Source organism: Jiangella anatolica (assembly GCF_003236295.1).
GTDB classification, from domain to species: domain Bacteria; phylum Actinomycetota; class Actinomycetes; order Jiangellales; family Jiangellaceae; genus Jiangella; species Jiangella anatolica.
Map to the genome: position 1 here is coordinate 1 of NZ_POTW01000138.1, position 14,141 is coordinate 14,141.

13 protein-coding genes are annotated in these 14,141 nt (G+C 72.2%); 5 read left to right on the top strand and 8 right to left on the bottom strand.

Going from position 1 to position 14,141, the window contains the following annotated elements:
- Nucleotides 1-343 precede the first annotated feature (343 nt).
- From C1I92_RS31110 to C1I92_RS31120, 3 genes are all read right to left on the bottom strand, one after another.
- The gene (locus C1I92_RS31110; RefSeq protein ID WP_111258514.1) at nt 344-754 is read right to left on the bottom strand and encodes a hypothetical protein; all 411 of its coding nucleotides are present in this window, start codon (nt 752-754) and stop codon (nt 344-346) included.
- A gap of 261 nt (nt 755-1,015) precedes the next feature.
- Nucleotides 1,016-3,535 carry a ThuA domain-containing protein gene (locus tag C1I92_RS31115; RefSeq protein WP_158564369.1) on the bottom strand — a complete coding sequence of 840 codons (2,520 nt, stop codon included), beginning with the start codon at nt 3,533-3,535 and terminating at the stop codon, nt 1,016-1,018.
- 134 nt (nt 3,536-3,669) lie between these two features.
- Nucleotides 3,670-4,776, bottom strand: a complete 1,107-nt coding sequence (locus C1I92_RS31120) for a DUF1611 domain-containing protein (RefSeq protein ID WP_146605354.1) — start codon at nt 4,774-4,776, stop codon at nt 3,670-3,672.
- Between the two features lie 337 nt (nt 4,777-5,113).
- On the opposite strand from C1I92_RS31120, the gene C1I92_RS34150 reads away from it, so the two are divergent.
- Nucleotides 5,114-5,290, top strand: coding sequence for a hypothetical protein (locus C1I92_RS34150; protein ID WP_158564371.1), 177 nt, complete (start codon nt 5,114-5,116; stop codon nt 5,288-5,290).
- 116 nt (nt 5,291-5,406) lie between these two features.
- Here C1I92_RS34150 and ligA read toward each other — a convergent pair whose 3' ends face one another.
- Genes ligA through C1I92_RS31145 form a run of 5 tightly spaced genes read right to left on the bottom strand, consistent with a single transcriptional unit; the run spans nt 5,407 to nt 10,039 of the window.
- Entirely contained in the window at nt 5,407-7,653 is a 2,247-nt protein-coding gene (gene ligA / locus C1I92_RS31125) for an NAD-dependent DNA ligase LigA (protein WP_199521772.1), read from the bottom strand.
- Between the two features lie 53 nt (nt 7,654-7,706).
- Nucleotides 7,707-7,961 carry a DUF5615 family PIN-like protein gene (locus C1I92_RS31130; protein WP_111258518.1) on the bottom strand — a complete coding sequence of 85 codons (255 nt, stop codon included), beginning with the start codon at nt 7,959-7,961 and terminating at the stop codon, nt 7,707-7,709.
- Nucleotides 7,958-8,134 carry a DUF433 domain-containing protein gene (locus C1I92_RS31135; protein WP_111258519.1) on the bottom strand — a complete coding sequence of 59 codons (177 nt, stop codon included), beginning with the start codon at nt 8,132-8,134 and terminating at the stop codon, nt 7,958-7,960. The genes C1I92_RS31130 and C1I92_RS31135 overlap by 4 nt, the downstream gene beginning before the upstream one ends.
- 6 nt (nt 8,135-8,140) lie before the next feature.
- Nucleotides 8,141-9,154 carry a methionine synthase gene (locus C1I92_RS31140; RefSeq protein ID WP_111258525.1) on the bottom strand — a complete coding sequence of 338 codons (1,014 nt, stop codon included), beginning with the start codon at nt 9,152-9,154 and terminating at the stop codon, nt 8,141-8,143.
- 12 nt (nt 9,155-9,166) lie between these two features.
- Nucleotides 9,167-10,039, bottom strand: coding sequence for a LysR family transcriptional regulator (locus tag C1I92_RS31145; RefSeq protein WP_146605355.1), 873 nt, complete (start codon nt 10,037-10,039; stop codon nt 9,167-9,169).
- 125 nt (nt 10,040-10,164) lie between these two features.
- On the opposite strand from C1I92_RS31145, the gene C1I92_RS31150 reads away from it, so the two are divergent.
- From C1I92_RS31150 to C1I92_RS31165, 4 genes are read left to right on the top strand one after another with little or no spacing between them, the layout of a single operon-like run.
- Entirely contained in the window at nt 10,165-11,004 is an 840-nt protein-coding gene (locus tag C1I92_RS31150) for an MBL fold metallo-hydrolase (protein WP_111258521.1), read from the top strand.
- A gap of 1 nt (nt 11,005) precedes the next feature.
- Complete coding sequence (locus tag C1I92_RS31155; RefSeq protein ID WP_111258522.1) at nt 11,006-12,307, top strand: ABC transporter substrate-binding protein; 1,302 nt, start codon at nt 11,006-11,008, stop codon at nt 12,305-12,307.
- A complete protein-coding gene (locus C1I92_RS31160) occupies nt 12,304-13,164 on the top strand; it encodes a carbohydrate ABC transporter permease (protein ID WP_111258523.1) in 861 nt (286 codons plus the stop codon). The genes C1I92_RS31155 and C1I92_RS31160 overlap by 4 nt, the downstream gene beginning before the upstream one ends.
- Nucleotides 13,161-13,973 (top strand): carbohydrate ABC transporter permease, encoded by an 813-nt coding sequence (locus tag C1I92_RS31165; protein ID WP_111258524.1) that lies wholly within the window; start codon nt 13,161-13,163, stop codon nt 13,971-13,973. The genes C1I92_RS31160 and C1I92_RS31165 overlap by 4 nt, the downstream gene beginning before the upstream one ends.
- Nucleotides 13,974-14,141: the final 168 nt, after the last annotated feature.

Here is a 14,141-nt window from a genome sequence, read left to right on the forward strand (position 1 = left end):
ACAACCATGGTGGTTGCCTCCTCTCACCTGATCAGTGACGGGACGGTTGGACCGGCCGGCGGACACATCTCAGTCGGGGCGACGCCACGCTCCTATCAAGTCACGCCGGCCGGTCCTTCACACCCCGGTGCCGGCAAACGCATGAAGACCAGACCAACGGTCGGCAGCCACGCTACGAGCCAGACACCAAGGCGATCAGGATCCAACCAGCCGCGAAAACAGCGGCGACATCACCCTGACACTGACTGCGACGCTAGCCGCCGGATCCGACAGGTCGCCACCGCGCTCGGCCCGATTGTGGACAACTCGGCGAATCCGTCCGGCCTGTGGACGAGCACGCCGGCTACGTGAGGCGCAGCGCCAGTCCGGCCGCCGACGGCGTCTTCAGGTGCACCTCGATCCGCCCGGGCCCGCCCGGATGGGGCCGCCCCGGCTCGTAGCCGAACACGATCCGTTCGGGCGGATCGGCGCGGACGTCGACGCCCATCGGCCGCCCGTCGCGCAGCGGGACGTCGATGTGCTTGCCACGATGAGGGCCGCGGCTGGTCCAGACGACGAGCCGGCCGGGCGTCAGCACGATCGCGCCGGCGGTCCCCTCGATCTCGTTGGCCCGCTCGTGCCGGGCGCTGCGAAACTCGCGGACGGATCCGGTCAGGCCCTCTTCGACGAAGACGATGCCCTCGGCAGCGAGCTCCCGGCGCAACTCGTCGGAAAGCCGGCCGGAGCCGAGCAGCAGCCGCTTGACCGGGTTCACCCGGCCGCTCCGATCAGCTCCACGGACCGACGCTAGCCGCCGTCGCCGGCCGCCACCACCACGCGGGAATGAACACCGGCGGTACGCCGTTGAATAGCACCGGCCGGTAGACATACGGCAACTACCCACCAGGGTGAGGCGGTCCGAGGGGTGTCCCCCGCGCCTGCATGCGAGGTTCGACTCCTCGCCCGGCCCCAGAGCTGACGAGACGGCGAGCGGGCCGGCCACCGAAGTGGCCGGCCCACCCACCGCGGATGAAGGTCAGCCGATGTCCGACGCCGCGGCGGTGCGGATGATCGTGCCCTTCTGCCGGTCGGTGATCAGACCGCGGTCGACGAAGTAGAGCGCGGCCTCCTCGACATGGCGGACGAACTCACCGTGGTTCGGCCAGGAGGCCGGGTCGTCGTCGATGAGCTGGTTGATCGAGCAGCTCGCACCGCCGACCCGGTTCGGCACGCCGGTGTCGACCCCGCCGATCACGACCGTGCTCTCGCCGACGTCCCGCGCCGAGCAGGTCGGGCCGCCGGTGTAGTCGACCCGCTGGATCGTCGAGACGCCGGTCGTCCCGAACGTGTGGCCCCACTGGATCACGTACAGGGCGCCGTCCGGGCCGAACACCATCTCGTGCGGCCGCGTCCACGGATTGAGGACGCCGTGGAAGAGCGGGTTGATCTCCTGGACCTGCCGTTCGCCGTCGAGGACGAACGTGTACAGGTTGTTGCTGCTCCGGCCCCATTCGCCGAAGAACGCCTGGCCGTCGTACGACTCCGGCCACTGGCGGCTGGACAGGCCGGCCGACAGCGCCGGGTCGTACCGGAACACCGGCCCGGCCGTCGGCGCACCGCCGGTGCCGATGTCGGGCAGGTTCGCCCCGCCGCTCGCGAACGGCAGCCGGCCGTAGAAGATCTCCGGGTCGACGACGGGCGGCAGCGCGCTCAGGCCGGTGTTGTTCGGCGACTCGTTGACGGGGTTGGCGCAGTCGAACGTCGCACCGGCCGGGCCGCTCGGGAACGCCCAGTCACGGTAGGCGGCGCCGCCGTGGCAGTACGGCCAGCCGTAGTTGCCGGGCTGGATGACGTTCCACTCGACGCGGCCCTCGGGACCACGGTCGGCGTTGGGCCCGCCGGCGTCCGGTCCGTAGTCCGCGCCGTAGAGCGCCCCCGTCTCCGGGTCGGACTCGATCCGGAACGGGTTGCGGAAGCCCATCGCATAGATCTCCGGCCGCGTGCCCGCCGTCCCCGGCGCGAACAGGTTCCCGTCCGGAATCGTGTAGCCACCGGCGGGCGTCGGCGTGATCCGCAGGATCTTCCCCCGCAGGTCGTTCGTGTTGGCCGACGTGCGCTGGGCGTCGAACGGCTGGCGTCCGGGCCGCTCGTCGATCGGGACGTAGCCCTGCGACTCGAACGGGTTCGTGTCGTCGCCGGTGGAGATGTAGAGGTTGCCGAAGCGGTCGAACTCCAGCGAGCCGGCCTCGTGGCAGCACTGCTCGCGCTGCACCGTGACGTCGAGCACGACCTTCTCGTCGGCCAGCCCGTCCGCGCCGAGCGTGAACCGCGACAGGCGGTTGACGCCGCAACTGCCGCCGGGGACGTCCGACGGCGGGCAGGTCACCGATCCGGGCACCGACCGGTACAGGTACAACCAGTTGTTGGTCTCGAACGCCGGGTCCAGCGCCAGCCCGAGCAGCCCGTCCTCCTGGGCGTTGCCGGTCGCGATCCCGGTGTAGACGTCGACCGTGTCCACGACGCTGGTGGTCTGCGTCGCGGGGTCGATGACCTTGAGGTTCGCCGGAGTCGACGCCTGACGCCGCTCGCCCATCTCGATGAAGAACACCCGTCCGTCGTCGGCGATGTCCAGCTCGCTCGGGAACCGGGTGTCGGCGTCGATCGTGACCTTCTCGAAGTGCTCCCAGTCGGTCCCGCCGCAGTCGCCGCCGGCCGCGCCGGCCGCCCACTCGATGCCGCCGAGGATGTGCTGCAGGAACGCCGGCTCGGTGTACGACTGGTTGGTGTGGCCCAGAGCGGTGTACCAGGACCGGCCGCCCTCGAACGCGTGGCACCAGGCCATCGGGTGGTCGGTGCCCATGGTGCCGCTGCCCGGGTTGTACGACTTCTCGTCGATGGTGAGCAGCACGTGCACGTTGCCACGCGGATTGGCGGTGAAGTTGTACCACTCGTCGTGGCGGTTCCAGACGGTCTCCAGGTGCGCCGTCGACGGGTGCGAGCGGTCGGCGACGACGAGCTTCGCGTCCTGGTTCGCCGGGTGGTTGCGGAAGTACGCGCCGACGAGCTGGCCGTACCACGGGCGCGTGTGCATGGTGTCCGAGGCCGCGTGGATGCCGGCGAAGCCGCCGCCGTTGCGGATGTAGCCCTGGAACGCGGCGAACTCCGCGTCGTTCAGCAGCGGCGCGTTGGCCGGGTTGTTGGTGCCGTCGACGGGCGACAGGAAGACGACGGCGTCGTACTTGGCCAGGTCCGCCGCCGACGTGAACGGCGTGCTCGGCAGCGTCCGGGTCGGCTGCGCCGGGTCCCAGACGTCGACGTCGAAGCCGTTCTCCTCGCCGAGCTGGATGATCGCCGTGGTGCCCGGCACGATGCTGCCGTGCCGGAAGCCGAGGGTCCGGCCCACGACCAGGATGGAGTAGTCGTCGTCCTGCTGGGGTGCGGGCTCTTGTGCCGCCGAGCTGGTTGCCGCCACGACCGGGAGCGTCATCGCTCCGGCCGCCAGCAGCGCGAGGGCGCGGGTACGCAAGGATCGCGGGCGCCAGGTGACGTGTCTCACCGCTTTCTCCTTCGTCGGTGATCGGAGGAACACGCGCTCCCGGCCCCGGGGCATCGGCCCCGGGGTCTCGGCCCGGTATTGAGTTGTTACGGCCCAGCCGCCCGGATGGATTGCGCCGGACGGCGATCAGGGGGTCAGGCGGCCTCGGAGCCCAGCGACACGAGCGCCGCGGCGACCGTCGGATCCATCAGCTCGCCCGTCGTGACGACGGGGACGTCGAGCAGGGCGGCCGCCTCGCGCGCGGCCAGCGGCGACGCCGTCACCAGGCCGGTGACGGCGGCCACCGGCAGATGCCACGAGCGCAGCAGGTTCACCCCGGACAGCGCGCCCAGCGCGTCGCCGGCCGCGAACAGCACGCCGTCGAGGGTCGCCCGGACGGACGGCTCGGCCAGCAGCCGCGCGGTCTCGACGTGGGCGACGCCGTCGGCGATCTCGATGACGACCATGTCCGGCTCGGCCGCCGTCACCGCGGACAGCAGCCCGAAGTACGTCGCGACCAGGTCCTCCGGCGACACGAGGTGCGTCGACGGGTACCCGGCGTCGGTGAAGTCGAGGACGGGCGAGCCGCCGGCGTCGATGAGGTGCCAGCGGTCGTTGCCGGCGCCGGTCCCGGTGACCTTGGCCGCGCCGACGCGCCGGCCGGACCGGGTGATGCCGCGCACCAGCGACGCCGCCGACGTCGTCTTGCCTGCGTTCATCGAGGTCCCGACGACGGCGATCACCGGCGGGTGGACCGGCGGCGGCAGCGGCGACGGCGCGATCGGCGCGCCCGCGCGCACCGTCAGCCCGAGCCCGTCGCGCCCGGCCAGCTGGCCGATCGGCACGATCCGGGTCGGCGCGGCGAACCCCGCGTACGCGCCGACGACCCGGCCGGCCATCCCGCCGGCCGCGACCAGGTCGCACGGCCCGAAGTCGTCGGGGACGACGGCCTCGTAGGCGTCGGTGGCGTACCGGGCTCCGTACGCGACGACGATCTCGTCGCCGGCGAACAGCCGTGCCTTGCGCCCGTCGGGCCGCTCGATCCAGTCGTGCGCGCCGATCGACTCGACCCGGGCCAGGATCACATCGCCGGCCGCGGGGATCGTCGACGGCGCCAGCTGGAGCTCGTCGCCGGGCGGCACGAGGTCGATCACGTGCCGCGTGATGTAGGAGGTCTTGGCGGATCCGAGCCGGCGCGGCCAGTCCGCCGCCACCGGGTAGAGCTCGGCCGCTGGAGCCACATGCTCAGCGAAAGAGGTCATGGGAACCTCACTTCGGGACGGGCGCAGAGGCGGCACTGACGATGGGGTGACCACCGGGTGTTTCTGCGGCGAGACTGCCTTGACGACGCAATGATGCGGGAGCGGACGGCCTCCGCGCCAGCCCTCGGCACGGACTTTTTTCGCGAACGTAAACTCGCAGCTCAAACGGGGTAAAGCACGCATAGGGACGAGTCGCTTGACCGTTCCGGCCGGCCGGAACGATCATGGGGGCACAACTGAACACTGGAGTCCCGCTCGGGACACCGGCACATGGTCTGGTTCCCGAGCGGTCGTGTGACGGCTCTGTGGAACCTCGTCGAAGCGAGAGGACCCCCTCATGAGTCGTCAGCACGGACGGAGAAACCTCAGCCGGCTGCGCTCCGGCTGGAACCTGCCTGGACGTTCCGAGGCAGCGCCAGCCACCCGCAAGGTGAAAGGGAGCAGCCGGTACATCGCCAAGTTGCGGCTGCAGGCGTACGCCGCGGTCGCGGGCCGGTTCACGGCCCGGGCGTGAGGCGCTCCGATCTCCGGTTCCACGGAGCGACTCGTCCCGCGCCCTCCAGGCCGCGGACGAGTCTCCTTGGACACGAAGGGTCTGGCATCAGCCGGACCCTTCGCGCTGTGTACGGCCTACTCCTGCGCCTCGGCGTCCTCGTCGCCGGAGCCGACCTGGGCGACCTCCGCGGCCGCGTCCGGGCCGGACTCCAGCAGGATCCGGAAGCCGGCCTCGTCGAGCACGGGCACCTTCAGCTCGATCGCCTTGTCGTGCTTGGACCCGGCGTTCTCGCCCGCGACCACGAACGACGTCTTCTTCGACACCGAGCCCGACGCCTTGCCGCCGCGCGCCAGGATGGCCTCCTTGGCGTCGTCGCGGGAGAACCCCTGCAGCGACCCGGTGACGACGACGGTGAGCCCCTCGAGCGTGCGCGGGACGGAGTCGTCGACCTCGTCGACCATGCGGACGCCGGCCGCGGCCCACTTGTCGACGATGGCCTGGTGCCAGTCGACGGCGAACCATTCCTTCACCGACGCGGCGATGGTCGGGCCGACGCCGTCGGTGCCGGCGAGGTCCTCCTCCGACGCCGCCCTGATGGCCTCCATCGACCGCAGCGCGCCGGCCAGCGCCCGGGCCGCCGTCGGGCCGACGTGGCGGATCGATAGTGAGACGAGGACGCGCCACAGCGGCTGCTGCTTGGCCTTCTCGAGGTTGTCCAGCAGCCGCCGGCCGTTGACCGTCAGCTCGCCGTCGGCGTTGGTGAACAGCGGCACCTGCTTGAGCCGGTCGGCGTCGAGCCCGAACACGTCGCCCTCGTCGGCGACGACACCGGCGTCGATGAGCGCGATGCCGGCCTCCCAGCCCATCGCCTCGATGTCGAACCCGCTCCGCCCGGCCAGGTAGAACAGCCGCTCCCGCAGCTGCGACGGGCAGGACCGGCTGTTCGGGCAGCGGATGTCGACGTCGCCCTCCTTGGCCGGCGCGAGCGTCGTGCCGCAGGCCGGGCACTCGGTGGGCATGACGAACTCTCGCTCGGACCCGTCGCGCAGCTCGGCGACCGGGCCGAGGATCTCGGGGATGACGTCGCCGGCCTTGCGCAGCACGACGGTGTCGCCGATCAGCACGCCCTTGCGCTTGACCTCGGACGCGTTGTGCAGCGTCGCGTTCTCGACCGTGGACCCGGCGACCTTCACCGGCTCCATGACGCCGTACGGCGTGACCCGGCCGGTCCGCCCGACGTTGACGCGGATGTCGATGAGCTTGGTGGTGACCTCCTCCGGCGGGTACTTGAACGCCGTCGCCCAGCGGGGCGCCCGCGACGTCGACCCGAGCTGACGCTGCAGGTCGACCTGGTCGACCTTGACGACGACGCCGTCGATCTCGAACCCGATGTCGTGACGGTGCTTGCCGTAGTGGTCGATGTACTCCTGGACGGCCTCGAGGTCGGGGACGACCTTCGGGCGGTCGCTGGCCGGCAGCCCCCAGGCCTTGAGCGCGTCGTACGCCTCGGACTGGAACCTGATGTCGAACCCGTCGCGCCGGCCGATGCCGTGGCAGACGAGGATCATGCGGTTGAGGTTGCGCCGGGCCCGCTCGTACTCCTCGAGCACCTTCTCGTACGACGCCTGCGAGCGGCCCTCGTTGCCGGCGGCGTCGGCCTTCGCCTTCGCGGCGTCGAGCTTCTCGCGGCGCCGGTCCATCCGCTGCCGCAGCACGCCGGCGCCGGAGTTGCGGGCGTTGGCGAACAGCGGCAGCCCGAGGTCGGCCCGCTCGGCGTTGACGGCCTCGAACTCGGCGGTCGGGAAGACGGCCTCGCCGCGGATCTCGACGACGGACGGGACCGGGTACTCGTCGGTGCCGGTCAGCTCGGCCGGGATCGCGTCGACGAACTGCGCGTTGTAGGTGATGTCCTCGCCGGTGCGGCCGTCGCCGCGGGTGGCGAGCGTGGCCAGCTTGCCGTCGCGGTACACGATGTCGACCGCCAGCCCGTCGACCTTCGGCTCGCAGAGGTAGCGCGCGCCGGTGCCGACCTCGCGCTCGACCCGGGCGGCCCACTCGGCGATGTCGTCGGCGGAGAACGCGTTGTCGAGGCTCAGCATGCGCTCGAGGTGCTCGACCGGCGGCCAGGACGCCTCGACGCCGGCGCCGGGCTCGGCCACCGGCGCCCCCACCTTCTGCGTCGGCGAGTCGGGCGTGCGCAGCTCGGTGTACTGCTCCTCGATGCCCTCCAGCTCGCGCATCAGCTGGTCGAACTCGGCGTCGCTGATGGTGGGCGTGGCGAAGTAGTACCGCTGGCGGTGGTCCTCGATCTCCTGGGAGAGCGTGGCGTGGCGTTCGCGGACGTCCGCCGGTACGTCGATGCTGTCGGCTTGCTCGGTCACAGCACAGACGTTAGCGCCCACCACCGACGATGTGCCGGAACCGCCGCCCGTGGTCAGGTCGACGCGGTGCCGACGGGGCGCAGCGGCAGCGGGCGGACGCGGACCCGGTCCGGGGTGAGCGTCGCTATCGCTCCGGCCTCGAGAAACTCGTCCAGCTCCGGGGACAGAGCCGCGAGGATCAACGCCGCCAGATCCGCCGATGGCATGGTGTCGAGCCCGATCTCGTTCACGTGAACGGCCTCGTGCCCGGCGGCGACGAGAGCTGGGCAGATCCGGTGCGAAACGTTCTCGTCGACCAGAAATCTCATGCAGACTGCTGCACCGGCAGGTGGTACTCGCGCACGGCGAACGATGCGTAGGCGATGGCCTGCTGGATATCGGCGGCCTCGATGAACGGGAAGTCTTCCTGGATCTGCTCGAGGGTCCAGCCCGAGCCGACGAGACGCAGCAGGTGCTCCACCGTGAAGCGGTGGCCGCGGATGTCACGTCATGTGGTCTCAGCGACAAGCTCGGCGAAGGCGCGGGCCGTGGTCCTCGCCAAGGTGTAGGCGCGCCGCGCCCAGGCGGGGTCGGCGCCGGCCAGGCCGCAGGATGGGGTGACGACGGTGCGGGCGGCCATCGCGGCGGGGTCCTGGTCCAGACGCCGCCAGAGGCCGACGATCCGCTGGGCCAGCTCGCGGTCCGACGGCGGCGTGGACGGACGCAGCGAGGGCACGACGCCCGGCCAGAGCGCCAGCCCGGCGTCCACCGCCTCGGCCAGCCCGTCCAGGTCGGCCTGCTCGAGCAGCGAGACATCCAGGGAGACGGCGACGGCGCCGGCCGAGCGCAGCACCGAGACCGGCACCGACGGCGCGCAGCAGTGCACGACGACCGGGACGTCCGGAACGGCGTCCACGACCGTGGAGAGCAGCGTCGACGCCTCGGAGGGATCGACGGCGCGGAGCCGGCCGAAGCCGCTCACCGTCGGGATCGAGCCGACGAGGACGGCGGGCAGCGACGGCTCGTCCAGTTGGAGCACGACGACCGCGCCGGGCACCCGCCGCCGGACGTCGGCGACGAACCCGGCGACCCCCTCGGCCAGCGACGCCGCGAGGTCGCGCCGGGCGGCGTAGTCGCCGACGAGCAGGCCACCGCGGTTCGACTCGACCGACGCCGCCAGCGTCAGCGGCCCTGCGACCTGCACCTTCAGCGGCCCCTCGTATCCGTACGCGACGATCTCCAGCGCGTCGAGATCCGCGCCCAGGAACGACGCCGCGCGCCGCTCGTCCGCGCCGGGGTGCGCGACCAGCCGCCAGCCGGACGGCTGCAGGTCCACATGCAGGTCGACCAGGAGCGACGCGGCCCGGCCGGTCAGGTCCGCCCCCGCCCCACGCCCGGGCAGCTCGGCCAGGTGCGGGAAGTCGGGCAGCTCGCCGACGACGACGCGCGCCGCCTCGTCCCGGTCCGCGAACGGCAGCGAGCCGATGCCTGTCGCCGTCGCCGGCCCCCACGCGTAGTCCACGAACACAGAACCCTAGGCGATCGCCCGCAGCAACTCGATGAAGCGCCGCAGCCGCCGGTCCGGCGCCGGCCGGGTGACGGCGACGAGGTCGACGGTGAGGTCGTGGACCGGGACGAACGCGAGCTCGAAGTCGCCGGACTCGCGGGCCACCGACGGGGCGAAACAGACGCCCCGTCCGGCGGCCACCAGGCTGAGCTGGGCCTTGAACCCGTTCGCCTCGCTGCGGATGCGCGGCAGGAAGCCGGCCCGCTGGCAGGCCGCCACGAAGCCCTGCCGCAGGACGAGGTCGGACGAGTCGACGGACATCAGCCAGTCCTCGCCGGCGAGGTCGGCCAGCCGCAGCGCCGAGCTCGACGCGTACGGGTGCGACGGCGGCAGCGCGACGGCCAGCGACTCGGTGCGGATCGGCGTCATCTCCAGGTCCACCGGCGCCGGCGACCCGGGCAGCACCCACTGGATCCCGACGTCGATCCGGCCGTCCAGGAGCCCCACCCGCTGCTCGCTGGAGGTCGCCGGCAGCAGCCGCAGCGGCAGGGCGAGCGGGTCGGTGCGGAACCGCGCGGCCGCCTCCGGGACCAGCCGCTCCCCCGGCGCGCTCACGTACGCGACGCACAGCCCCGCGGCCGCCCCATCGCCGCGCAGGAACGCCGACCGCAGCGCCGCCACCGGCACCGCGATCTCCCCGTACAGGGCGCGACCGGACGGCGTCAGCCGCACCGACCGGCTGGTCCGGTCGAACAGCGGCGTCCCGAACTCGTCCTCCAGCAACCTGACGTGCCGGCTCACCGCCGACGTGCTCAGGTGCAGCCGGTCGGCCGCCCGGCCGAAGTGCAGTTCCTCGGCGACGGCGACGAACGAGGTCAGCCAGCTGAGCCTGGGATCCATCAGCACAGAACCTAGCGACCGTGAACGCCTCCGGGACGATCCAGGCGGAACGCGGGACGATCGTTCAGGCCGCGGTCGCCGTCGCGACAGATCGTTCACGCCTGGGCTACCTAGCGTCCCCTTCTGTGACGACCACCGACCACGACGCGGACCTGCGCCTGACCGTCCTCGGCTGCCGAGCCGGCATGCCCGAACCCGGCTGGCCGAGCTCCGGGTATCTCGTGCACGCCCCGGACGGCGCGATCCTGCTGGACTGCGGCCCGGGGGTCGCGGCGAAGGCGGCAGCGCGGGCCGCCGAGCTGTCCGCCGTCTTCATCAGCCACATGCACACCGACCACTGCCTCGACCTGCTGATCCTCGGCAAGGCGCTCGCGCTGCGCAGCCTCGATACCGACGACACGACGGCGCCGGACCGCCGCGTCCCGCTCTACGTCCCGCCCGGCGCCGCGGCGACGCTGCGCAGGTTCAACGAACTGTTCCCCCTGGGTACCGACGGTCCCGGCGCACACCCGACCGATCACGTGTTCCGCGACGTTTTCGCCGTGGTCGAGTACGAGCCGCTCCTGCCGGTCCAGGCCGCCGGCGCCACCGTCCTGCCCGTCCCGATGGCGCACCGGCAGCCGTGCTGCGGCTTCCGCGTGACGACCACCCACGGCGTGCTCGCCTACACCGGCGACACCGGGCCGGGCTCCGCGTTCGAGCCGCTGGTCGCGGGCGTCGACCTGCTCGTGGCCGAGGCGACGCTGGACGAGCCCGACCGCACCGCGCACGGTCACCTGTGCGCCGCCGAGGCCGGCGACATCGCGGCCCGCTACGGCGCCCGCGCCCTGCTGCTCACCCACTGGGCCTACACCGACCGCGCCTGGATCGACGCCCAGGTCGGGCGCGCCCGGCAGCACTTCCGGGGACGGATCGACGTCGCCGTTCCCGACCACACCTTCCACATCGAGACCCAGGAGCACTGACATGCGTTCCAGACTGCTCACCCTGGTGCTCGCCGCCGGCCTGGTCACCGCCGCCTGCGGCGGCGCCGGCACCGCGGCCGACGAGCCCGGCGGCGGCGAGCCCGTCACCATCGTGTTCGAGTCCTACAACTACGGGACGGAGGGCATCGGCGGCGAGGGCATGCAGCAGCTCATCGACGAGTTCGAGGCCGCCCACCCGGACATCCGGATCGAGCCCAAGGGCACGCCGACCAGCGAGATCCACACCAGCGTCCACGCGCAGGCGGCCGCGGGCAACCCGCCCGACGTCGCTCAGATCGGGTGGAGCAAGTTCGGCTTCCTGCTGGAGAACCTGCCCTACGTCCCGATCGACGAGGTCGCGCCCGAGGGCGAGCTGGACCAGCACCTCGAAGGTATGTACCCGGCCGCGGTCGAACTGGGCCGGCACGACGGCGAACTGGCCGGGCTGCCGTTCACGGTCTCGACGCCGACGCTGTTCGTCAACGCCGACCTGTTCCGCGCCGCCGGACTCGATCCCGCGCAGCCGCCCACGACGTGGACGGAGGCGAAGGCCGCCGCGCTGGCGATCGTCGGCACCGGCGCCCAGGGCATCTTCGTCGACGCCGCGGGCGAGGCGAAGTCTGACTTCCTCACGCAGTCGCTGATCAACTCCAACGGCGGCGCGCTGCTCGGCGACGACGGGTCGCTGCGGCTGGACGCGCCGGAGTCCGTCGAGGCCATGGAGATGCTGGCCGACCTCAGCGCCAGCGGGGCCCAGCCGCGCGTCGGCGAGGCCGAGGCGGTCGCGATGTTCGAGGCCGGCCAGCTCGGCATGCTGATCACCAGCAGCGCGCTGCTCGGCGGTCTGGCCACGACCTCCGAGGGCGTGTTCGAGCTGGCGACGGCCGGGCTGCCGGCCTACGACGGCGAGGACCTCGCGCCGACGGTCTCCGGCGCGGGCATCTTCGTGTTCTCGCAGGACGAGGAGAAGCGGCGCGCCGCCTGGGAGTTCGTCAGGTTCGCGACCAGCGAGCGCGGCTACACCATTCTCGCGTCGACGATCGGCTACCTGCCGCTGCGGCCGGACATCATCGACGACCCGGAGTACCTGGGTGACTTCTTCGCCCAGGACGACCGGCTGCTGCCCACGGTCGAACAGCTGGAGTCGGTGGTGCCGTACCAGGTCATGACCGGCGAGAACGGGCAGCAGGCGCTGGAGCTCATGCAGGACAGCGCGATCGCCCCGATCATGACCTCCGGCGCCGACCCCGAGGCCACGCTGACCGACGTCGCGGGGCAGATGCGGGAGCTGCTCGGGCAATGACGGCACTCACCCGGGCGCGGCCGGGGCCGTACCTGGCCCCGGCCCTGCTCGCCGTCGTCCTGACGGTGTACGGCCCGCTGCTCGCGGTCGCCGTGCTCAGCCTGTTCGACTTCAACCTGACGACGCGCCCGCCGGAGTGGGTGGGCATGGCCAACTACGCCGAGATCTTCGCCAGTCCCGACGCCGCCCGCGCGCTCTGGAACACGCTCGGCTACCTGGTGGCGATCCTGCCGCTGTCGGTGGTGGCGCCGGCGCTGGCCGCGATCGCCGTCTGGCGGCTCGGCGGCCGGCTGGTCGGCTTCTACCGGACGGTGTTCTTCCTGCCGGTGCTGATCCCGCCGGCCGTCGGCGCCGTCATGTGGGAGTGGATCCTCAACCCGGTGCTCGGCATCACCGACGAACCGCTGCGGCTGCTCGGGTTCGAGCCGGTGAACTGGCTGTCCGACGGCGCCGGCGCGTTCGCGGCGGTGACCGTCGTGAGCGGCTGGAAGGTGTTCGGGCTGAGCTTCATCCTGTTCACCGCGGGGCTGACGACGATCGACGCCGACGTCATTGCGGCGGCGCGGCTGGACCGGGCCGGCGAGTGGCAGCTGCTGCGCCACATCGTGCTGCCGCTGCTGCGCCCGGTGACCACGGTCGTGCTGTTCGCGACGGTGGTGTTCGCCGGACCGTGGACGTTCGGCGTCATCGACGTGCTGACGCAGGGCGGGCCGGCGGGCGCGACGTCGAACGTCTACTACCTGCTGTACCAGTACGGGTTCGGCTTCTTCGACGGCGGACCGGCGGCGGCGCTGTCGGTGCTGATCACCGTCGGCTTCGGCGCGATCGTCGCCCTGCAGCTGCGAGCGACCCGGTGAGGCGGCGCGGGCTGCGGGCGCTGGCACACGTGCCGTTGCTGCTGATCGCGCTGGCCATCGCGTTCCCCGTCCTGTGGGCGGTGGTGACGTCGGTGAAGCCGACCGCCGTGCTGTACGACCTGAACCCGGTGGCGGCGCCGACGCTGGAGCACTACCGCGGCGCACTCGACGCGCTGCCCGTCGTCCGGCTGGTGCTGAACACCGCGGTGATGTCGCTGGCGGTGACGCTGGGCCAGCTGACGATCGCGACGCTGGCGGCGTACGGGCTGACGCGGTACCGGTTCCGGTCGAAGGGCCTGGCGTTCGGGCTGCTCATCGGCACCGCGCTGGTGCCGCAGCAGGCGCTGGTCGTGCCGCACTACCTGATGGTGTCGCGTCTCGGGCTGCTGGACTCCTACACCGGGCTGGTGCTGCCGCAGCTGGCGTCGTCGGCGCTGGCGGTGTTCCTGCTGCGCCAGCAGCTGGCGGCGTTCCCGGCCGAGCTGATCGAGTCCGCGCAGCTGGCCGGCGCGCCGGACCGGCTGATCCTGTGGCGCATCGTGGTCCCGAATCTGCGTCCCGTGCTGGTCGCCGTCGGCATCGTGGTGTTCATCCAGACGTGGAACGAGTACCTGTGGCCGCTGCTCGCGACCAGCGGGACGGAGCGGGCGACGGTGCAGGTGGGGCTGCGGATCTTCGAGACCGAGCAGGGCACCGCGTGGGGTCCGTTGATGGCGGCCGCGACCGTGGTGGCCGCGCCGCTGGTGGTGGCGTACGCGTTCGCCCAGCGCCGGGTGACCGACGCGTTCCTGCGCTCCGGGCTGGGGTGACGGCGCTCCGGCCTGGGGTGACGGCTGGGGTGACGGCGCTCCAGGCTGGGGTGACGGCGCCGCGGACCGGCCGATGGCCGCAGGGCCGCCCGGGGTTTCTGCCGGGGCGGGGTCCCGCCCTCCGGGTGGGCCTGCCCACCCTCGGGGTAGGCCTTCCCGCCCTGGGGG